Raw genomic sequence first — 22547 nt, 5'->3', positions numbered from 1 at the left:
CATTTAACTGCATAAATTAGCAATTATTCTAAAACTTAAATTTTATTTTTATATAGTCAATAAATATAGCAGTTTTCATCCCTATGAGGTACATTCTTCTAGTCTAGGCAATAGGCAATAGGCAATAGGGAACAGGAAAGAAGGAATAAAAGGATACTGAGTTTTTTTCAGAAATCAAATATGAATCCGATAGTCCAAATGATTCATTAACTAGTGAAGGACTTTGGCTAGATATACAGCACATTGCAGGTAAATGAGATACAGATTTTAAGAACAAAGCCATATACCAACAGGCTTTCACCCCTATTGCCTATTGCCTATTGCCTGTTTCCTGCTGTAAGTACACCCAACACGACAGTACAACAGCGTCCATTCAGCACAGGCTTTACACAATTACCCAAGGCTGCTGGTACTATATTCAAGGTTCCTGCTATTGGCTGGATATACAACAAGGGCGAAGTTACATTGACAGCCTATGTTGCCACTGCAAACAATAACACATCCTGGTTTAAATCTACCTGCCATGTCCCCTGCAAACTTTTTGAGTCTGAAATTGCACAGGCGATCGCTGCTGTTAATTCTCACACCCTTGTTTTTCAGCAGTTTATCTCCTAGCCCAGTCACAGCCCAGACAGGGAATACAGGGATGCCAACTCAGGCTCAAACTAGTCCCCTCCCACCGCCAGAGAGATTACCTCGGCCACAAACGCCGCAACCACCTCTACCAGAACAAGAAACCCCTACTCTACCTCCACCAGAAGACCTATTCCAAACTCCCAGCGAAACTACTCCCAGCCCTGAAACTAGCCCTAGTGCTGTGCCAGAGACAATCCGAGTTGATCGCTTTGACGTAGTTGGTAGCACTGTATTCAGCCGTGAACAATTAGCAGCTGTTACCAAGGAATTTACAGGAAAACCAATTACCTTTGCAGAACTATTAAGAGTGAGTGATGCAGTCACAAAACTCTACACAGACAAAGGTTACATTTCTTCTGGGGCATTTATTCCCGCCAATCAAACCTTTAAAGCACGGGGTAGTATTGTTCAAGTTCAAGTAATTGAAGGTAGTGTCGAAAGTATAGAAGTTAGGGGACTCAAACGACTTAACCCAGATTATGTTCGCAGCCGCATCGCTGTCGCCACAGGCAAACCCCTGAACGTTAATAAATTACTCCAAGCACTGCAACTACTCCAGCTTGATCCTTTAATTCAAAATATCTCAGCGGAGTTGGCGGCTGGTTCTCGCCCTGGAACTAGCGTGATTGATGTTAGGGCAGCAGAAGCCAAAACTTTTAATCTCCAAGTTAGCTTAAACAACAACCGAGTTCCTAGTATTGGCAGCTTTCAACGGCAAATTCAACTTACCCAAGCCAACTTATTAGGACTAGGTGATGGAATTTCTATTGGTTATGCCAATACCGATGGCAGCAATGATTTTGATGTCAGCTATACATTGCCAGTGAATCCCTACAATGGGACATTGCAGTTTCAATATAACTACACCACTAGCAATGTGATTGAAAAACCCTTCGATATTTTAGATATTGAAGGTAGATCTCAAGATTTTGCCCTGACATTTCGCCAACCAATAGTCCAAACTCCAACTACAGAATTTGCTGTTGGGATTACTGCTAACCGTCGAGAAAGTGATATTGGCTATTTAGAACCTTTGGTTGGTAGACGTGAGCCTTTTCCTTCACCGGGATCTGAGAATGGGGAAACACGTTTGTCGGTACTGCGATTTTTTCAAGATTGGACACAACGCAATAGTAGGCAGGTAATAGCTGCGCGATCGCAGTTTAGTTTTGGCATAGATGCCTTTAATGCAACTCACAGCGACACCGTCGGGCCACCAGATAGCACATTTTTCTCTTGGCGTGGACAAGCGCAATGGGTACGCCTGTTAGCTCCAGATACATTATTTCTAGTACGTGCCGATGCTCAGTTAGCAGACAGGGCGCTAGTACCCTTAGAACAGTTTGGTTTAGGTGGGCAACAAACCGTGCGGGGTTATCGCCAAGATTTGCTCTTGACAGATAATGCCTTTTTTGCCTCTGCTGAGTTGCGCTATCCTATCCTCCGCGCTCCCCAATTGGGCGGAGGAATATTACAAATCACACCATTTGTTGACTTTGGGACTGCGTATAACAGTTCCAACCGCGCTGATCCTGACCCTAATAGTCTCGCCTCTGTTGGTTTGGGCTTACTATGGCAAAGTAACAGAATCAATGCCCGATTAGATTGGGGTATACCTTTAATTGATGTGAATTCCCGCGATAACACTTTACAAGAAGAGGGTTTGTATTTTTCTGTAGTTTATAGCCAACCGTTTTAAGAAGTCTGAAGTTTGCAGTCTGAAGTCTGTTTTCAGAATTCAGAATAATAAACAGGATTTCTGAAATCACCACATAAAACAACGTATCTTATATAGCTTTTATCAAACCTATTTTTTTTAGCCCTAATTAGGGCTTGCATGATAAATCCATCAGCCTTTGCCAGTGGGAACTGTTAATATTATGTCTGCACTTATTTTTTTAGCGACACTATCTCAAATTTCTCATCCAGTTGCCTTAACACCTAACTCTTATCAAGTTGCAATTCAAAACACCGCACCTGTAGCAGCTACTCAGCTATCGGCAAACCCGCAACAAATTTTAGAACAAGGTATTCAACTTTACCAATCTCAAAAGTTCGTAGATGCGGCAAAGCTATTTCAACAGGCGGCTGGAAGCTTTCAGACTCAAGGCGATCGCTTCAATCAAGCGTTAGCACTGAACTACTTAGCCTTGGCAGAGCAGCAAATTGGGCAATTACCAAAGGCACAGCAAGCGATCACTGATAGTTTGGCACTGTTGAAAATCGCTGGTCAAAGTAATTCTCAAGAGTATTTATCGATACTTGCTCAAGCTTTCAACGCTCAAGGACAAATACAATTAGCATCAGGGCATTCTCAAGAAGCACTGGCAAGTTGGGAGCAAGCAACAGCTACCTACAACAAAATTGGCGATCATGCTGGTAAGATTGGTAGCCAATTAAATCAAACTCAGGCATTACAAGCACTAGGACTTTATCGCCGCGCCAGAATCACCTTAATTCAAGTAAATCAAGCACTACAAAAACAACCAGCGTCTCCTCTCAAAGCCACAGGACTGCTCACCCTAGGCAATACCTTGCGAGTGGTGGGCGATTTAAATCAAGAAGTTAGCGACGTTAAAGAAATAGACCAACTTGGTTCTGAGCAGATATTAAAGCAAAGTTTAGCGATCGCCGAGCAAGTATACCCGCAATTAGTTCCGGAAATCTACTTGAGTTTAGGTAATACTGCCCAAGCGCAGAACAACAAAGACACAGCCTTAGATTATTACAAAAAAGCGGCGATCTCCAAATCACCATTAACCAAAATTCAGGCACAACTTAATCAGATGCGCCTGTTAATGGATAAGCAACAATTGAGCCAAGCACAAAGTCTGTGGCCAGAGATTCAGCAACAACTCAATGCCGCACCAGCCAGCCGCAAAACCATCTATGCCCAAATTAACTTTGCCCAAAATCTCATTTGCTTCAAACAGCTAACTGAGACATTCAGCAGCACTACGAATATTAATTGTTCCAGAGATGAGATTGTGAGCGATGCTCGCAGTGCCGAGGTCAAAAATTTGGCAACTGCTCAATTAGCCGCAGCTAATCCAGAATGGAAAGCGATCGCCCAAAATATTGCCACTGCTGTTAATCAAGCTAAAGCCCTCAAAGACACGCGTGCAGAAGCTTATGCTTTAGGAACATTGGGCGGCTTGTATGAACAAACTCAACAATGGCCAGAAGCCCAGCAACTTACCGAACAAGCCATCAAACTAGCTGAAGGTCTTAATGCTGGTGATATTGCATATCGTTGGCAATGGCAATTAGGCCGAATTCTCAAAGCTGACAACAATCCGCAACGCAACCAACAAGCGGCGATCGCATCTTACACCAAAGCTGTAAATAACCTCAAATCTTTGCGAAGTGATTTGGTGGCTATTAACCGCGAAGTCCAGTTTTCCTTTCAAGAAGGAGTTGAGCCTGTCTATCGAGAACTGGTAAGTCTACTGCTACAAGAACCACCCAATCCCCAAAATTCTCCCACCGCTCAAGAACAAGAAAAACTCAAAACTGCTAGAGATGTGATTGAATCACTCCAATTAGCTGAGTTAGACAACTTTTTCCGCAAAGCTTGTTTAGATGCCAAACCTGTGCAAATTGATCAAATTGATCGTACCGCCGCAGTTATTTATCCGATCATTCTAAGCGATCGCTTAGAAGTCATTGTTTCTCTACCTAATAAATCGAGTGGCGAACAAAAGAACTTGTTACTGCGGCCAAAACCCATTAAGTTAAGCCAAGAGAAAGTAGAGAATACCATCGAGCAACTACGGGCAAAACTAGTAACACGCTCAACACGGGAATTTTTGCCAATTGCGGAAGAAGTTTATAACTGGCTAATTAGAGATATTGAACCTAAGTTAGAAGAATACAAAATCAAAAATTTAGTTTTTGTTTTAGACGGTGCTTTACGAAGTGTGCCAATGGCAGCACTCTATGATAGCGATCGCAAACAATATTTAATTGAGAAAGGCTATAACATTGCCCTGACACCAGGGTTACACCTACTACCTCCCCGTTCTTTAGCCAAAAGCAGACCGCGCACCATTGCGGCAGGAATTACAGAAGCACTAGGAAACTTTGAGGAATTACCCAGCGTTAAAGAGGAACTCTACAAAATTAAAGCAGAACTGCCAGCAAAAGTACTGCTAAACGCTCAATTTACCAAAGCAGCCTTAGAAGAAACAGTAGAGTCATTTGCTGCACCAGTAGTTCACTTAGCAACTCACGGCCAGTTTGCTTCCAAAGCCGAAGACACATTTATTTTGACTTGGAAAGCACCTGGAGAAAATAAGTCATCCTTAGATAGCGATCGCGTCAACGTCAACGAATTGAGTTCCTTGTTACAAACCAGAGAAACAAACCAAAGAGGTGCCATCGAGCTACTAGTTTTGAGTGCTTGTCAAACTGCTGCTGGTGATAAACGCGCTGGCTTAGGGATTGCCGGATTTGCTCTGCGTTCTGGGGCGCGCAGTACCCTAGCAACATTATGGAACGTAGACGACGAAGCAACCGCCACCGTTATGGGTGAATTTTATAAACAGTTTGCCAATTCTAAAGTTAGTAAAGCTGAAGCCTTGAAGCAAGCTCAACTTCTGCTATTGAAAGACCCTGCATATAAGGACTTGTACAAGCATCCTTACTATTGGGCGCCTTATGTTTTGGTAGGTAACTGGTTGTAATACAAGTTTAGGGGGCAGGGGAACAGAGGGGCAGGGGAGGAATTATTTGGTGAAATGGTATAACTAGATTTTTCATTTCGCTCCCCTCAACGCAATTGTTATTTCAGCGAACGCATTTGTTATTTCGGCGAACGCATTTGTTATTTCAGCGAACGCATTTGTTATTTCAGCGAACGCATTTGTTATTTCGGCGAACGCATTTGTTATTTCGGCGAACGCATTTGTTATTTCGGCGAACGCATTTGTTATTTCAGCGAACGCATTTGTTATTTCAGCGAACGCATTTGTTATTTCAGCGAACGCATTTGTTATTTCGGCGAACGCATTTGTTATTTCGGCGAACTCATTTGCTTTTGTGCTTATACCATTTCACCAAATAATTCCTCCCCTGCCTCCCTACTCCCTCAATCACAAGTCTTTCACAGAACACGATATTAAACTCTAAATGGTGGGTTAATTTCAAAGTGAATATGATGATCGTGACCATTAGCAGGCTGACAAAGACCTTCTTTAATTAGCTGCTGATCGTTGAAGAACACTGTCCGGACTAACTTTTGCTTGCGAATAGACTGTAAAATAGCTCGTGCTGCTTCTTGATCGTATTGGGGACTTGTCCAGAAAATACCGCCAAAACTCCCATCTTTTTTTGGTAAGAAAACATCACACATCATGCCAGTTTCATGTCCTTGATGGTCGGGGGTGTCGCCTCCATGAGGTAGGCTAACATCATTGATCGCCAATGGTGCAGCATTGGGACGAGTACGGCGATAAGTGTTTTGATAATCTTGAGCAATATCTTTGATCACATTAGCTAGCCAGTGTGTACCAAAATCATGTTCATCATCGGTTTGTGCTAATTCGGCATTGATAAATCCATTTTGCGGTTCGCTGTTGGGCATCATGACCCACTTCGGCGCGTTAGCTGCTTGTAACCATTGATGAGTAATCCCATTTACATCAACTCTACCGTCGCCTTTAATAGTGCTGCGACCAGCAATAATCGATTGAAACAGTCGAATTGCATCATCTAACCCTCTGTCTCGCAGTGAGGTGTTGGGATCTCCTACCCAGGTGTAACCTAGCTCATATAACCGTGCTTTAATGGCTTTGACATCATCAGCTTTGTTGACTCCGCCAACTCCGACACTACCAGTCAGTTTAATTATCTTTGCGCCTGGGTCAGTTGATAGTGAATCATTCTGTTGGTTAGTAGGGAAGACTTTGAAACGTAGTTCGAGACTTTGATTAGCGATCGCAATCAGCATTTTGCGATCGCCTTCTTTGTAAAAAGCATATTCAAATTGCCATTTGCCATCTTGACCAATTGTGATACCTTCGGCAGGAAATTTATCATCAATCGTCAAGGACAAAACTTTGCCTTTGTCAGCTAAAGGTGCAACACCTTCCACACTAAAAACCTGCCCTACAGCAACTTCTTTAGGCGCACGGGTAAGTTGCAGTTGCTCTGGTAAGGTAGAAACTATAACACCAGCTGCACTGGCTAGTAAATTCTGTGCATCTGGCAGCAATTTGATCACTTTAGTAACATAATTCGGATCAGCAGAATATCCTTTAGTCTTGATAAAGCCGATAAAATTTTCTGGAGTATTGGTATGTTCTTCTAAGCCTTTATAGGGAGAGCGTGTTAAAAACTTCCAATAACCCATGAAAAAGTCATCAATATTGGAAAATAGACAAAATTCAACTTCTTTGTCTTCCGAAGGTACTCTGATTTTTAACGGTTCAGCAAAGCCTTGCATATCTGGATATCGCCATTTCAATCCTGCAAAATTATTAGCTTTGGTAGCAAGCTCACTGTTTCCTCTACCAGACTCTAATAACCATTGAGCGAGGGTAACTTCTTTTAAAATTTGTCGATTAATGTCACTAATTTTGAGTGTATCAATTCCGACTTTTGTAAATATTAAAGCTAAATCAGTATTAAAATATTTGTTAACTAAATCGTCTAATATTGCCATAAACTTATCTTACGTATTGCAAATTTAAATAATATAAAATTAATTCAGGACTCAAAACTTGAAAGCCTACATTAAACAAAAAACAAATATAGTAATCCTATTTGATTTACAAATTACTCGTGGGGGCAGGCAATAGATAATAGGCAATAGGCAATAGTCAATAGGTTTGTTTGGATCTCCTCTAGGCTTGCTATACATGATTACTTACAGCAGATTACAGGTAAACTAAGGACAAGATTTTAAGAACAAAGTCAGCCCCTTCTCCTGCGGAGACGCTATGCGAACGGGGAAGTCAAAAGTCAAAAGTTAAAAGTCAAAAATTTTGAACCCCATAAATAAATGCTGCTAAGAATGTACGGATTTTTTCAAAAATCCAAGAACCCTATTGCCTATTGCCTGTTTCCTGTTCCCTGTTCCCTGCTGTAAATGTTTTGAATCCTGAATATTCAAACTTATGTTTTATTTATTCCTTGTAGGAACGGCTACATCAATCTTTTTCATAAATTTTGCAGTGTCCAGAAAAGACAAAATGTTCATTACGGTTGGCTTTGCTCTTATCAGGCCATTTCACCCAATAATGCTGCTCTTCAAAATGAGCATCTAAAACAGGGTATTTACCTGGAGCAATATCGATTACACTTTCTTTAGGTAAGTCAGATGATTGCTCTGTAGATGGCTTTAAAACAGTTGGTGTTGTAATCTCCAAAATGTAGTCTTTATCATCAGCTTTGGCTGACTCTTCTTTTGCTTCACCAATTAAGCCAACTTTGATAGCTTCAGCCATTTTTTCGGCATCAAAGATAGCCATATCTGTTGGAGAATCACAAAAACAGCACTCAACTAAGATAGCTGGCATTTGAGTCTTTCTCAAAACCATCAACTGTGTACTTTTGACACCTCTACTTTTAAAACCAAGTTTCTCAATTTCTTTAAGCACTGACTGTGCTATTCCTTTTGAAGCATTACTAATACCGAAAACTTCTGTACCACAGGCTTTTTTATTGAAAGCATTAAAGTGAATAGAGACAAAAATATTCACATTATTTGCATTCGCTGTATTTGCTCTTCGCAGTAGAGAATCGTTGACACCATTAGCAGACTTAGGAGTGCAATCAACAACGGTATGACCTGCGGCTTTAAGTTTTTGCATCAGTTGTGTACCAACAGCTTTCGTCAAATCATCTTCTTTCTGAACGCCTAATGCTCCTGTGTCGGGGGGGCAATTGTGACCTATATCAATACCAAATTTCATAACTTGTCCTCTGTTTAGTTCCCTAAAAAAAGAAATTGTTTGACTAGACAGTTCTATATGCTAATTTAACTGCGATCGCTCTGTCGGTGATCCAAGGTGAGTTAGCTCATTTCGGCGTAATTACTTAAAATAAGGTCTAATCTGAAGCTAACAATAATAACCTATTAATCAATAATTAGCAGTTATTAAAAGTGATTATCAGTAATTTCAGGCATTTTTTTCTGCCGCTACTAATTACTCACGCTTTTCTTAATATATGTGAGAGTGCTAACTCAGCTATTAACGCTGATTAGTTAATCTTTTATTCTCAATAAAAACATATTATTAGAAAATTAATTGGCGGCAACTTGTTAACTCCTTTTAAAGCGTCAATTTACAAGATGCTTGTATGATAAGAGTTTCAATATTTTCAAGCCAAATATTGGTAATGCATATATTTAGTAAATAGACCTAAAATTATTATTTATGGTAACTTTGATTAATTTTATAAATTTGTCAATTGTTCAAGATAAACGGCAACTAATATTATGAGTTTGTTACATATTTGTTAAGAATAATTACAATACTCTTAACACAAGGAAATATTACTTATGTTAGCTTCACTTGAGAATCATCCACCGCATCAGGTTGTAATCATTGGTGGTGGCTTTGGTGGACTGTATGCAGCAAAAGCACTTGCTAACACAAATGTAAATGTTACTCTCATTGATAAACGTAACTTCCATTTATTTCAGCCGCTTTTATATCAAGTTGCTACAGGAACGCTATCACCTGCTGATATTTCCGCACCATTGCGCTCTATACTTAGCAAAAGCAAAAATACACAAGTGGTGTTAGGAGAAGTAAATGATATTGATCCCAAAGCACAACAAGTAATTTTGGGTGAAAAAGTAATATCATACGATACATTAATTGTTGCCACAGGTGCAAAGCATTCTTATTTTGGTAAAGATAACTGGCAACAGTTTGCACCTGGTTTGAAAACTGTTGAAGATGCAATCGAAATGCGTCGCCGGATATTTACAGCATTTGAAGCAGCAGAACACGAAACAGATCCCGAAAAACGCCGTGCTTTGCTGACTTTTGTGATTGTCGGCGGTGGCCCCACTGGCGTAGAATTAGCAGGAGCGATCGCAGAGTTAGCATACAAAACTCTTCAAGAAGACTTCCGCAACATCGACACCTCAGAAACCAGAATTTTACTATTGCAAGGGGCTGATCGACTTCTCCCAGCTATTGCGCCAGAGTTATCGCAAGAAGCAGCAGAATCTTTGCAAGAGTTGGGTGTGATTGTCCAGACTAAAACCAGAGTCACAAATATTGAAAACGACATCATCACCGTAAAACAAGGCGAACAATTCAAAGAAATTGCCGCCAAGACTATATTATGGGCAGCAGGTGTTCAAGGTTCACCAATGGGTAAAGTTTTAGCCCAACGAACTGGGGTAGAATGTGATCGCTCTGGAAGAGTGATTGTAGAACCAGACTTAAGCATTAAAGGACATAACAATATTTTTGTCGTGGGAGACTTAGCCAGTTTCTCTCATCAAACAGGTGAACCCCTCCCTGGTGTTGCACCCGTCGCCAAACAAGAAGGTGAATACGTCGCCGCCTTAATTCAAAAACGCCTGCAAGGTAAAACCCTCAAACCATTCAAATATAAAGATTATGGCAGTCTAGCAATGATTGGGCAGAATTTAGCCGTTGTAGACTTAGGTTTAGTTAAGTTGAAAGGCTTCTTTGCATGGGTATTCTGGTTACTAATTCACATCTACTTCTTGATTGAGTTTGACCAAAAAATATTAGTGATGATTCAGTGGGGATGGAACTATCTCACCCGCAAACGTAGCGCGAGATTGATTACCGAACACCAATCTGTAGCATTAGCTAAAACTGAAGATAGTAATAGTAGAAATTACGCCCCAACCAACAATAGACAGACTGTAAACGCCTAATCTATCAATAGCAGGCAATAGGCAATAGGCAATAGGCAACAGGGTTGAAAGTCTCTTGTGATATTATGTCTGCTTGATTACTTACACCGAAGAACCCCACCCCGCCAAAACTACGTTTTGGCTCCTCTCCCCGTTCACCTACAGTGTACACACAAATCCTCTGATCCCCCTAAATCCCACTTAAAAAGGGGGACTTCAAGAGTATGATTCCCCCCTTTTTAAGGGGGGCTAGGCAGGGTGGTTTCATACAAGCAGAGAAAAATGACAACTGTATTTCAAAGCCTCTCCCCCACGGGGGGAGAGGTTTGGAGAGGGGTCAAAATCTGGGCTACAAAACGAGAAATCAGGACTTATAGATTTTTATTTTTTCGTATGAAACCACCCTGCTTTTTAAGGGGAGGCTCAAGGGGATCAAAACCTTAACTGAACTGTGTTGATTTATAACTAATTAATTTGTGAGGAATAACAGCAAAATTTGAGGTATATAAAAAATAATAAACATCAAACACTAATATTATCTCCTCCCTGCGGATTGATAATTAAACGCAACACAGATAAGCCCAAAATAATTAGAAATAATATCAGCCCAATTGTACAAGCATAGCTAATTTCTAAATTACTAAAAGCTTGCTCATACAAATAATAAACAATTGTTTTAGAACTATCCAACGGGCCGCCTTGAGTCATAATATAAACTTCTTCAAAAACTTTAGTAGCAGAAATCGCTGAAATTACTGCTACTAATGCTAAATATGGTTTCATTAAAGGTATAGTAATATCCCAATGTTTACGAATACCATCTGAGCCATCAATAGCTGCGGCTTCATACACATCAGCCGGAATTGATTGCAACCCAGCTAAATAAATTACCATGTAGTAGCCTAATCCTTTCCAGATAGTGACCGCCATAACACTAGCTAAAGAAATTGGTACAATACCAAAAATTTTTTCTGGACTAGTCAACCAAGGAATTCCTTCAGGGAAAATTCCCAAAGTTTTAAATAACTGATTGAGTAAACCGTTTTCTGCATACAACCATTTCCAAGCTATACCCGCAACTACCATTGAAATTACCACTGGTGTATAATACGCCGCTCTAAACCAACTGACTCCTCGGAGTTTTTGATTTACTAAAATTGCTAACCCTAAAGGTGCAATGACCAAAATTGGTACTACACCCACTAAATAAAGAAAGGTATTTTCTAAAGTTTTCCAAAAAACTGCGTCTTTCCATAACCGTATAAAGTTAGAAAAACCTATCCATTTTGGAGATTCAGCAATATCTTCGTAGCTGGTAAAGCTAAGGTAAAAGGCTTGCAATGCAGGCCAAAAAACGGTTAAACCCAAGAGAATTAAAGCGGGTAGTAAAAATAAATAAGGCGTTAATTTATGTTGAAATACAATCCAGTTTTTTGATGTTAGCTGTTTCATAATCGATTTGGCTTTCAGGGCGATCGCATTTTAATTGCTAATAATATTTGATAATTATAGGACTTACGCAAAATCTATCTTCTTTGTGTCATTTGCGTTCTTGGCGGTATCCTGGGGGAAGCCGCTTGCGCGTCTACGTTTTTACGTTCTACTGGGTAAACCCTAAATTAATTCAAATAACTACAATAAATCACATAATCCTATCTAAATTTAATTACTGCTGCCTTTTTCCGTTACGCTGCTTAGTGGAAGTTAAAGTTAGACTATGTATACCAAGACGTTATGAAAAATGCAACATAACGTCTATATAACTTTGAACTCGACGGAAATCAGCATTTTAAGTTATTCCTCTGCTTGCCTGAATTGCTTTAGTTAAAGGAGCTAAGAAGTAAAATTTTGCTAAATACTGACTATTTGGCGCAGTTTTTAGCAAAAAAAAACTCCCGGATATTGAGATTCACCAATCACGGCAATATGAACCTAAAGTAACAAAATATGAGAGTATTTCGACTTTCTTACTTCAAACATTCAGCTAGAGTATTGATACTAAGTATTTGCATTTTGCTTGTGTTGTGGTTGAGTTCGCCACTTCTGCCAATCCTAGCAAAACCACAAACTCAAATTTTTGAACAAGTTTGGCAAACAGTAAACGATAACTTTTACGACCCCAAATTTAATGGAGTAGATTGGCTAGCCATTAAGAAACAATATCAACCTCAAATAATCAAAACTAATTCACAAAAAGATGTTGCGATTGTAATTAATCAAATGCTTTCTCAACTTAAATCTTCTCATACTCGGTTTTATACTCAAGATGAACCTGCTTACTATCAGCTTTTAGGGATTTTTTTACCTAGAAGCTCTGAGCTTCAAAAGCAATTAAAACAGTTTTTTCCCAAAGGTAAAGTTGAATACACTGGTATTGGGTTGTTTACTAAAGATATTAATGGCAGAACATTTATTAGTTCTATTCTTGACGATAGCCCTGCTGCTAAAGCTGGCTTGAAGGTAGGCGACCAAATTTTAAATGTGAATGGTTCGCCATATCACCCCATACAATCTTTCGCTAGTAAAGCAGGCCAAACTGTTAATATATTAATCCAGCGATCGCCAGCAGCCAACAGCCAGCAAGAAATAGCTGTAGTACCTCAAGTTTTTGATGCTAGCACAATGTTTCTGCAAGCTCAGACAGCCAGTATTGAGCTAATTGAGCAAAATGGCAAAAAAGTTGGCTATGTCCATATATGGTCAAACGCGGCTGATCCCTACCAGCAAGAACTCCAAGATGAACTAATTTATGGTCGCTTAAAAAATGCTGACGGCTTAGTTTTAGATCTTAGAGATGGTTGGGGTGGCGGAGATGTTAGTTATCTCAACATCTTTAATACACAACACAATCTCAGCGTCACTAACATTCTGCGAAATCAACGTCGTTATACTTACAACTACCAATGGAAAAAACCTGTAGTCATGTTAGTGAATGAGGGTAGCCGTAGTAGTAAAGAAATTCTCGCATTTGGCTTTCAACAAAATAAGATTGGCGCAGTTATTGGAACTCAAACGGCGGGCGCAGTACTTGCAGGTCGTCCTTATTTAATGCGCGATGGTAGCCTACTTTATGTTGCGGTTACGAATGTGTTCGTAAATGGTAATCAAAAACTCGAAGGTAAAGGTGTAATACCAGACATTAATGTTCCATTCCCCTTAGAATATGCTCAAGGAGTAGACCCTCAAAAACAAAAAGCTATAGAAACTGTGTTACAAACACAAACTTTACCAACTGAGAAAAGTCAAGCAAACTAACCAGTAGGCAATAGCAATGTTTGACTTACGTAAAATCTCGACTATTGCTCAATCCTATTCTCCTGAATAACTCTTTGCTGCCTTAGTTTAGTAGCGTTAATTCAATTAGTATATATTCTCTTCGGTTATCTATAGACTGTTTTTTGTTGATTACCACAGTATGATCTAGGCGTTCCAAATAATAACTGACGCATGGAACAGACTATATTTTTAGACTTTTTAGCCAGCCTGCAAAAATTATTTGTGGGCTATATTCCGGCTGCTGTTCTTGGCAGCTTTATTGGATATTTTGTTGGTATAAATAGTACACTTTACCAAATTTTAAGAAGGATATTTCAGATACCTAATAGTATTCCCCCTGTGGCATTATTACCGATAGCATTGTCTATATTTCAAGATGGTGAACCTGCAACTATTATTGTTGTATTTTTTGCTACTCTTTGGACAATGATTATTAATGTAGCAATAGGCTTACAACATTTTAAAAGGCAAAATAATAACTTTCGAGCCGCTATCTTTCATGTATTTCATGCAATGAAAGTTGGCATTTGGGTAGCATGGTTTACAGTTATTGCCATCGAAATGTTAATTGGCCCCAGAGGTTTAGGTTTTATGATTTGGGAAGCCTATAAAGCTGGCAACGCTAATTACATCCTCCAAGCTTTAATTTACATAGGAATTATTGGTCTTTTATTGGATCAGTTTTTAGATTTTATGGGAGCTTTACTAGTAAAGATGGTTTCAGAGAGTAAAAAATCTGTTTAAGTTTTTATCCAGAATTACAAATTTAAGTATAACTCTCATTGCTCCGTGTTCTCTGCGTCTCTGTGGTTCAATTGTCAACCTGTACGCAAATCCTACGAGTTATACCATACCTGCCGTTACACCTTTTCTTTGGGTGGAGTAGCAATGCCGCGCTTGAGTAAATTCGCCTCTAGTTCCTGGATAAATTTACAGTCTTCCTCTAATAAAGGTTGACTTTCTTTACTAGTTGATGGTTGTTTTTCTAAGAAACTAAATGCTTGCCGAAATTGGCTTGGGCTAGCTTTAATCGGCGCGTCAAAATGACAGGGAATAATCTGTTGAAAATCCCAAGTTGCTACTTTGTCTGCCCAGTCGAGGACTTGTCTTGGCCCTTGGGGAAGAATCAGAGTTTGCAGAATTGGGGCGACAAATGGACGACCATTACCACTCAGGGCATGAAATGACTGCTGCCAATTAGGTTGCCAACGAAACGGGTATAAACCGAAATACGCTTTTTGAGAATGGTCTGGTGCTTTGACTGCATCGCTTAAACTTTCTCCCAGTCCAGTTACTTCCAATGCACTGGGGCGGAAATAGATAGCAAACAAGGAAATGCGTTGCCATCCCTGACGGCGGTTTGCTTCGTTGTCTTCAATGACCTGGAGTGCATTCTCCCTGGCGTGAAATAGCAAGGGGTAGGGATCTAATTGAAATATAACAGGTGGATTTTCGGGTACAGATAGTATAGTATCGGTTACGAGTAAAGTGTGCGATCGCTTGTGAAAAAATGCCACTTCCACAAAAGAACCGCGTCCCAAATTAATATCTAACACCTCATAATCAAAATCCTCAGCAAAAGGCGCAAGCCTAGAATCTTCTGGCAATTCCTGAGTTCGTTTTTGCGGAAAACCTAACCAACTCAACGGCAAGTTAAAGGGAAAACTCCATTGATGAGGCGCAACAAAAACCTGTGCTTGGGGAAAACATCTAGCGAAGGGGCCGACAAACACCTTGTGTTCGAGTCCAGAACTAGTTGGTAGGATAATGTACTTCACCTCACCATGCTTTGCTACCAACTCCTTAACCATGCGGACACATTCGGTTGTTGGCGCAACAGGCGCGTAAACGAGCAAACCACCACCTGTCAGCTTGATTATAGTCATCCGAATCGGCACGATAGTGTAGAGAATGCCGTGCATTTGGTCGAATGTCCAGATAGTATCTTTAACTATTTCTTGGCAAAGTGTCCGCCGTCTGTTGTAAGGATAAAGCGGGACAACAGGCCAGAACGGCCATGACCAATCTTTTGGGTTGTTGCTGAAATGCATAGATGAATTTACCCAATGCTAATCTCTTGCCATACCCCTATCCTAAAATACTGTAAATTCGGTTGTTCAAATAGCCTATATTTCGCTATAGTTTACCAAACTTGATATACTTGGCTTTGATCCCGCCAACATACTTACTATCTGTAAAGTATATATACAACGTTGATAAAGCAATAATTATTGATACAATTCTTAGAAAATTTTCAATATTTTATACAGTTACTGGGATAACATGGTTAAAGTATTATTTATCTCTTCACAGGTATGAAAATAGGTTGCGCTATAGTTGTAAATTTATCACTTGAACCTAAAGAATAATCTTCTAATTTAAAATCTGCGAATGGTTTATTTACTAATCTATCTCGTAAAGCTTCATCTAAAATTACGCCCTTAGATTTTTTTCTCACACCAATAATTATCACACTACTTTGATAAGCAGTTAAATCTTGATTAGGTTGACAGTTACTTTTCTGAAATTTTCCTAAATTTAATAAGCGATAACGTTTAATGCTGGAGGTATTGCTAAATAATTTTTTAGCTAAAAGTTGTATTTGCTTGGCACGTTCTAAACCAAGACGTTGTGCAACTGCTATATTCCCTTCACAAGACGCTAAACCTACAGAAATTATATCTGTAGGATATTCCATCATTTGCTGTATTCCTTGTTGTTCTAAATTTAATTTTAAAAAATCAAGACTAACGATTTTATCGTTATGCTTAATTTGAAAATTACTATTTAATAGCCATTTGTATTCATTAGATAAAATAGCAATACTAAATTCCGCAGTTTTACCCTGACTATCTCTGCCTTCTTGATAAGTAAAAAAATCAATTTTACCCCTGGTTTTAGGGGATTGTGTATGCATGACTAGAAAAGAAAGTTGAGGCGATCGCATTCCCAAAGCCATGATACCAAGCAACCCCAATGATACGCCCAATGCGGCGAATAAGGCAAGTAACGGTAATTTCTGTCCGATTTCAGTTTTAGCAATTGTTGGTAAAGGCGGTGCTATTTGAGCATTATCTTCTACATTCAGCTTAGTTTGTTGTTGTTCAATTTCTCCCAACCGTAGCAATATTTCTTGGGCATTATTTGGACGTTTTTCTACATTCGTTGCCATCAACCAATCAATTAAATCTAACAAAGATGCTGAAACATGATTTGCAAAATTTCGCCAATGCAACAAGTTGTTACGGGCATCATACATATCTAAAGGATGTCGCCCTGTCAGCAAAAAGACAAATGTGCGTCCTAAAGCAAAAAAATCTGATTGTGGTACAGCTTGACCTTTCATTTGTTCTAGCGTACCGTAGCCCGATGAAATAATTGAGGTCATGCCATCATTATTACTAAATTGGGCAAGATACTGCTGGGAAACTTCTTTTGATATGCTAAAGTCAACTAATACTAATTGCCCATTAGGGCGAAGCAGAATATTGGATGGTTTGATATCTTGATGCAGACATTGCTTGTGATGCACCAAATTTAAAATTTCAGCCAATTGTTGCAACCATGCAATAGCTTGGGTTTGAGAAATGGGACGATATTGCTGCTGGTTCATCCACTGTTCTAAGTCCAAGCCGTCAATTTTTTCCATGACAATGCAGTGCAACACCAAACCATTGCGCGTTTGATACTGGAAATAACCATCGACTTTAGGAATACCAGGATGATGCAGTTGTTCTAACACAGCAACTTCTCGCCGGAAAATTGCTACTGCTTCTGCATCAGTTGATAAATCTTCTCGCAGTACCTTGAGGATTTTTGCCCTGTTTTGTGTAAACGCTTCATAGACTTTACCAAAACCAGTTTTGTCACTCAACAATCCTATAACGCGATAACGTCCTGGTAATTCCAACGCTGAACCACAACTTTGACAGAAGCGGTTTTTTTCGTTAGCTTGATTGTCGGGTTTGGAACAAACTGGATTTATACAAAAACTCATGGTCAGTTAACAGTTAACAGTCAACAGGAGCCAGTGCGTTGGGCGGGTTTCCCGACTTAAAGCAACTGGCGTTCAACAGTCAACAGTCCAGATGCTTTTAACTATCAACCATTGACAAATGACCATTGACTCTTGACTCATTTACATTCTGCTAAGAATGCAGCCACAGTCCGGTTAAATGTCTCAGGTTGGGTCAAAAAAGGCCAATGGTTTCCGGGAACTTGACACAAGCGTAAATTTTTGAGATTGGTTTTGTAAGGTTTCAGTTGCCATTCTTGGCGGTTGAGTCCTTTATCTGACTTGACGAACAAGGCGGGTGTATCGATAGGGATGGTAAAGCCCGGTACGCGCATCACATCTTCAAAAATGCCATCACGGGCGGCTATGGTGAACTTGCTACCCCAACTACCATCGGGTTTTTGTTCAATTCCAGTTTTAAACACTTGCTGTTGTAATTCATTCCAGCCTTGATATTGATTTAATTGACGAGCTACTTGTTCGGCTTCTTCATAACTAGCAAATGGCCCCATCCCTTTGAGAAAAGATAAGAAGCGATACAAAACTGGAAATGTCGCTTTCAGAAATTCGGGCATTTTCCAGATGAAAATGGGGTCAACCAGAACCATACTCCGCACCCGTTGGGGATGTTCTCTAGCCCAGATAACAGATAATTTACCTGTCCACGAATGACTAACAACATGGGCTGATGACCATCCCAATTTATCCATCAGGGTTTCGAGATCCGCGATCGCACTTTCAAAGCTATAATCATTCTCTGGCTTGCTGCTCTCACCATGACCCCGCATATCTGGCGCAACTATATGGTAATCTGTGGCCAAATATTCTCCCAAGCTAGACCAAACAAGGGCATGGTCGCCTAACCCATGTAGTAACAGCAAAGGTTCTTGACCTTGATTCCACTCTAAATAAGACAGTTGAATATCAGATTTAGCTAAGGTTTGACGTACAGGCATCATGTAAATCTATTTTTGGAGCGTTAGCTGGGTGCTTATATAGTACTGCGAAAGCCTTAACCAACCAAAGGTAGTACTAATACTGGCGTAAGAATAGCCACCACATCGCATCTTAATAATTTATACTTAGGTATAAATTGCTTATATAACTTTATATAACGGTTTGTGCAACTTTAACGTGATCATTGCTGGCTATGCCATACTAGTAAGTGAGAGTTAATTCGGCGACCGCGTTTGTTTTTAGTATTGACGGGCTTTTTCCTTTTGGTATTTACAGACTTTTCTCCGAAACTTAAATCTCTACACCTTTTTGAGTTCGGAGAGAATCTATGTCAGTTTATGTAGGCAATCTTTCTTATGAAGTTACAGAAGATAGCCTGAATGCAGTTTTTGCAGAATATGGTTCTGTAAAACGAATTCAGCTACCTACCGACCGTGAAACAGGCCGTTTACGCGGTTTTGGTTTTGTGGAAATGGGTACAGATGCAGAAGAAACTGCTGCAATTGAAGCACTTGATGGTGCTGAGTGGATGGGACGTGACCTTAAAGTTAATAAAGCTAAACCAAAAGAAAATAGAAGTTCTTTTGGTGGCGGTGGTGGTGGCGGTGGTAGAAGCAGCTACGGCGGTCGTAGCCGCTACTAAGCTTTACCAATTTAGCTCTTGAAGCTAATCCATTAATCCAGGAAGTACATTAATTGCATTTAGTACCGGCTCAGGCAGAAATGCTTGAGCTTTTTTAATACAGAATCTGGGCTGAGTAGCGAAAACTTAAACCTTCTCAGCCAAAACAAAATCTCTGGAGTTTTTCATGTTAGAATTAGGCACTCCCCTAGAATCTGCCGTTTTAATCACCATCATTGGTGAAACGGTGCTAAAAGACCGTATTGTTAAGCTGCTCAAAACCTATGATGTCAGCGGCTACACCATTAGCCAAGTGCAGGGTGAAGGCGGTCACGGAAGACGCTTGGCAGACTTAGCCGGCTACAACACTAATATTGAAATTAAGATAATAGTTTCATTGGAAGTATCTGATGCAATTCTTGATGCGCTAAAAGAGGAACGCGGTAAACACGCCTTAATTGCTTTTCGACACAATATAGAAGCTTTCTATTGATGAATTTTTTGGCTAATAAAGTTTAAAAGGCATATTATTTTAGCACATCTCATTACGTTTAACGTAATTGCAAACTTTGATATGACTACCTCTAATATCATGTAGCGTCAGTGTCATACTTAGTGACATCACACTATAATCTTTACCCTAATAACCCATTCTCAGGTGTATCTAGTATGGAAACTACTTCAAATATAATTCCAGAATTTGAGAAATTATTTAGACACAAATTACAACTAAATAATTGTAAGTTGAGAAAGAAAAAGCAAGAGAATAATTATGAAATTACTACTCCTGCTAAAGACGTTTTTTTGATGTATTGGAGCGAATTTCCCGAAATTAAATTGATATATCAGGCTGTAGGCATACGCACACAGCAAACGGCAGTTTATGAGCGAGCTATCCGCTCCCATATTAATTTTTGTGTCACCAGTCTCCAAGAAAGTAGGATGATTACTTCTCCATAAGAGTAAATGTAAGTATTCGGTCAGCTTTATAGCAAAACGCTCACATCAAGAAAATCTGGATTAACTCTTAACCAGAGTAATATTTAGATTTTAACTTGATCCTTTCTAGTAATACATGGAAATTTGATTTTTCCGTGTATTACTTGCACATTAGGAGTTATGTTACAGCTAAAGCACCTTTTCAACAGCACTACTAAACTGCTCATAGGCAGAAACTCCAATAATTTTTTCTGCCAATTCACCATCTTTGAAAATTAATACTGCTGGAATGCTACGAAGCCCAAATTTTTTGAATATTGGCTTGTTGTTGTCTACGTCAACCTTCACTACCTTAGCGCGGCCTTTGTATTCATTAGCCAGCTGCTCCATTAATGGACTGATGAGGCGACAAGGGCCACACCAACTAGCAGTAAAATCAACAACAAAAACTTTTTCTTCACTTAAGAAAGTATCAAATTCGCTTTCTTGGATGTAAGGAACTGTGTCGGTAGACATTATTTTATTTTCCGCTATCAAATTAAAATTGCACGAAATAGATAGCTATAAAAGCTACACTGTCTTCTGCACTGAAAGGATCGCTTTTTCAGCACACACACATTATCACAAACTAGTTAATAATTTTTATTTCTAAGTAAAATCATCTTTTGAAGCGAGAGACAAGCACTCTATGCAAAGCATAGAGTGCTGAGAATATTTTAAGCAGGCATAATTTGGACGATGAGTGAGCGTTTATCTAGCGACTGCACTTTACCTACTTGTCCCAAATCAGCCACTATGCGGTCAAGCATATCGCCAGCTTGCTGGCGATATTGGTTTTCTCGACCTCGTAAACGAATAGCAAATTTTACTGAATCGCCTTTATTCAACCATTGAAGCGCCTGATTAATACGTAAATTATAATCGCCCGTGCCTACATTTGGACGAAAGCGAACTTCTTTCACAGTGGATCTAGAACTCTGTCCCTGGCGCTTTTTCTTTTGATATTGAAGCTTGCCGTAGTTAAGGATTTTTGCTACTGGAATATCTTGGTTTTGGGAGACTACAACCAAGTCAAGTTCTAAGCTCTCAGCGAGTTGTAGAGCTTCATAGGTGTCTATCAAACCACGATTGTTATTCTCATGGTCAATCAAGTAGACTTGAGGTGACTTGATTTGCGAGTTAATTAGTTGTTTTTGGACTACGATAATTCTTTCCTCTCAGTTATTCAACACTTTTACTTGCAAGTATTACTAAGGTAGCACAGTGCGATCTATCCTTCGTCGGTCATCTGGCAGAAAATCCTGACGGTTGTTACCAGAGATGGCGCAAATCCGTTATTTTTCTTATTATTGCTCAATTTAATTTTAAATTTGAGATAGAGCTACCACACATCAAAGTATTATCTATTTATTAACTATAAAGTCCTACTTCGTTACTTTTTTGAAAGTTAAGTAAGAAGTTGGTTGATTTTTAATGTCAAATATTTTGCAATTAGCTTAAATTATTCATTAATCTTTATTTCAGACTTTTCTTTTTTTAATCGTTAGAATATATAAGACACTATAAGGAATATAATTATGCTTGAGCCTAATTTTGCTAATACATTAGCTGCTATCGAGTTAAATGTAGCTAGAAAATTGAATTGGGATTATGAGCAATTTAAAAATTGTTTTAGTTTTACCGTTAACAAGGAAGCTATTGAGATAGAATCCAATACCAACACTCTAACAGAACCAGAAGTAGAAATTTTAAAGCAAGCTTTGCTTGATTATGGCTTTCAATACAAAAAAACGGTAAACGATTGTATCTTGGTTTTTGAGCAGAATGTTGAATTAAGATAGATGAGAATAAAGGTATCAATAATTTTAGGAGCGATCGCATCTGCGGTTGGTAATTCTTTTACTAACAATGCTGTAAAAATACCAGTTTGTATACAATTGCTCCTCTTATCCCGTTACGTTAAAGTTTACATAAAAAAGTTACTCATCTTCGTCACCTGGCGGTCGTTCGCTGCCGCTCTGTTGTGCGTTCCACTCCAAAACAATGCGCTCTAGCATTTCAATTTGTGTACAATTGTTAACATCAGCATACATTTTTATCAGTTTCTTGACATCCAGACTTATGTGACCTAGCACTAATTCTTTATCTTCTGTCATCTTTCTTAGCTGTTGTTATGTAATCTTTTGGTTCCACGTGCAAATTTAGATATTTATTTCCCCTCACTAATTACTAAGTTTAAAATAGCCAATATT

Annotated in this window: 19 protein-coding genes; 10 read left to right on the top strand and 9 right to left on the bottom strand. The window is 39.3% G+C overall.

What is annotated here, in order from left to right; translation table 11 throughout:
• Positions 1-306: 306 nt before the first annotated feature.
• The 3 genes from H6G76_RS04070 to H6G76_RS04060 all read left to right on the top strand — a co-directional run bounded on the left by H6G76_RS04070 (position 307) and on the right by H6G76_RS04060 (position 5321).
• Entirely contained in the window at positions 307-615 is a 309-nt protein-coding gene (locus tag H6G76_RS04070) for a hypothetical protein (protein ID WP_190695717.1), read from the top strand.
• Positions 542-2335, top strand: coding sequence for a ShlB/FhaC/HecB family hemolysin secretion/activation protein (locus tag H6G76_RS04065; RefSeq protein WP_242056307.1), 1794 nt, complete (start codon positions 542-544; stop codon positions 2333-2335). Before H6G76_RS04070 ends, H6G76_RS04065 begins: the two co-directional genes overlap by 74 nt.
• 181 nt (positions 2336-2516) lie before the next feature.
• A complete protein-coding gene (locus H6G76_RS04060) occupies positions 2517-5321 on the top strand; it encodes a CHAT domain-containing protein (protein ID WP_190695712.1) in 2805 nt (934 codons plus the stop codon).
• 434 nt (positions 5322-5755) lie between these two features.
• On the opposite strand, the gene H6G76_RS04055 is transcribed toward H6G76_RS04060, so the two are convergent.
• The gene (locus tag H6G76_RS04055; RefSeq protein WP_190695709.1) at positions 5756-7300 is read right to left on the bottom strand and encodes a glucosaminidase domain-containing protein; all 1545 of its coding nucleotides are present in this window, start codon (positions 7298-7300) and stop codon (positions 5756-5758) included.
• A 487-nt stretch (positions 7301-7787) separates the two neighbouring features.
• Complete coding sequence (locus H6G76_RS04050; protein ID WP_190695707.1) at positions 7788-8552, bottom strand: N-acetylmuramoyl-L-alanine amidase; 765 nt, start codon at positions 8550-8552, stop codon at positions 7788-7790.
• A gap of 590 nt (positions 8553-9142) precedes the next feature.
• On the opposite strand from H6G76_RS04050, the gene H6G76_RS04045 reads away from it, so the two are divergent.
• Entirely contained in the window at positions 9143-10507 is a 1365-nt protein-coding gene (locus H6G76_RS04045; RefSeq protein ID WP_190695703.1) for an NAD(P)/FAD-dependent oxidoreductase, read from the top strand.
• 501 nt (positions 10508-11008) lie between these two features.
• Here H6G76_RS04045 and H6G76_RS04040 read toward each other — a convergent pair.
• Complete coding sequence (locus H6G76_RS04040) at positions 11009-11938, bottom strand: carbohydrate ABC transporter permease (protein ID WP_190695701.1); 930 nt, start codon at positions 11936-11938, stop codon at positions 11009-11011.
• 495 nt (positions 11939-12433) lie between these two features.
• Between H6G76_RS04040 and H6G76_RS04035 the strand changes: the two genes are divergently transcribed.
• Together H6G76_RS04035 and H6G76_RS04030 are read left to right on the top strand one after the other, a co-directional pair.
• Positions 12434-13741, top strand: a complete 1308-nt coding sequence (locus H6G76_RS04035) for a S41 family peptidase (protein ID WP_190695698.1) — start codon at positions 12434-12436, stop codon at positions 13739-13741.
• A gap of 192 nt (positions 13742-13933) precedes the next feature.
• Positions 13934-14506 (top strand): ABC transporter permease, encoded by a 573-nt coding sequence (locus H6G76_RS04030; protein WP_190695696.1) that lies wholly within the window; start codon positions 13934-13936, stop codon positions 14504-14506.
• Between the two features lie 116 nt (positions 14507-14622).
• Here the strand turns inward: H6G76_RS04030 and H6G76_RS04025 are convergent, their stop codons facing one another.
• The 3 genes from H6G76_RS04025 to H6G76_RS04015 all read right to left on the bottom strand — a co-directional run bounded on the left by H6G76_RS04025 (position 14623) and on the right by H6G76_RS04015 (position 18733).
• Entirely contained in the window at positions 14623-15813 is a 1191-nt protein-coding gene (locus tag H6G76_RS04025; protein ID WP_190695693.1) for a DUF4336 domain-containing protein, read from the bottom strand.
• 248 nt (positions 15814-16061) lie between these two features.
• Positions 16062-17759 (bottom strand): serine/threonine-protein kinase, encoded by a 1698-nt coding sequence (locus tag H6G76_RS04020; RefSeq protein ID WP_190695691.1) that lies wholly within the window; start codon positions 17757-17759, stop codon positions 16062-16064.
• Positions 17760-17896: 137 nt separating this feature from the next.
• Positions 17897-18733, bottom strand: a complete 837-nt coding sequence (locus tag H6G76_RS04015; RefSeq protein ID WP_190696425.1) for an alpha/beta fold hydrolase — start codon at positions 18731-18733, stop codon at positions 17897-17899.
• 329 nt (positions 18734-19062) lie between these two features.
• Between H6G76_RS04015 and H6G76_RS04010 the strand changes: the two genes are divergently transcribed.
• From H6G76_RS04010 to H6G76_RS04000, 3 genes are all read left to right on the top strand, one after another.
• A complete protein-coding gene (locus tag H6G76_RS04010; RefSeq protein WP_190695688.1) occupies positions 19063-19377 on the top strand; it encodes an RNA-binding protein in 315 nt (104 codons plus the stop codon).
• Positions 19378-19543: 166 nt separating this feature from the next.
• Positions 19544-19849 carry a P-II family nitrogen regulator gene (locus tag H6G76_RS04005; RefSeq protein WP_190695685.1) on the top strand — a complete coding sequence of 102 codons (306 nt, stop codon included), beginning with the start codon at positions 19544-19546 and terminating at the stop codon, positions 19847-19849.
• A gap of 176 nt (positions 19850-20025) precedes the next feature.
• Positions 20026-20316, top strand: coding sequence for a hypothetical protein (locus tag H6G76_RS04000; protein WP_190695682.1), 291 nt, complete (start codon positions 20026-20028; stop codon positions 20314-20316).
• Positions 20317-20484: 168 nt separating this feature from the next.
• On the opposite strand, the gene trxA is transcribed toward H6G76_RS04000, so the two are convergent.
• Positions 20485-20811, bottom strand: a complete 327-nt coding sequence (gene trxA / locus H6G76_RS03995) for a thioredoxin (protein WP_190695680.1) — start codon at positions 20809-20811, stop codon at positions 20485-20487.
• A gap of 200 nt (positions 20812-21011) precedes the next feature.
• Entirely contained in the window at positions 21012-21479 is a 468-nt protein-coding gene (gene infC / locus H6G76_RS03990) for a translation initiation factor IF-3 (RefSeq protein ID WP_313934748.1), read from the bottom strand.
• 393 nt (positions 21480-21872) lie between these two features.
• On the opposite strand from infC, the gene H6G76_RS03985 reads away from it, so the two are divergent.
• A complete protein-coding gene (locus tag H6G76_RS03985; protein ID WP_190695678.1) occupies positions 21873-22136 on the top strand; it encodes a hypothetical protein in 264 nt (87 codons plus the stop codon).
• Between the two features lie 138 nt (positions 22137-22274).
• Here H6G76_RS03985 and H6G76_RS03980 read toward each other — a convergent pair whose 3' ends face one another.
• On the bottom strand, positions 22275-22451 hold the full coding sequence (locus tag H6G76_RS03980) for a hypothetical protein (protein ID WP_190695676.1): 177 nt from the start codon (positions 22449-22451) through the stop codon (positions 22275-22277).
• Positions 22452-22547 lie beyond the last annotated feature (96 nt).

Origin of the sequence: Nostoc sp. FACHB-152 (assembly GCF_014697475.1) — a bacterium.
GTDB lineage: Bacteria > Cyanobacteriota > Cyanobacteriia > Cyanobacteriales > Nostocaceae > Nostoc_B.
The sequence above is the reverse complement of the archived record's forward strand: the minus strand, read 5'-3'. Positions and strand labels throughout refer to the sequence as shown.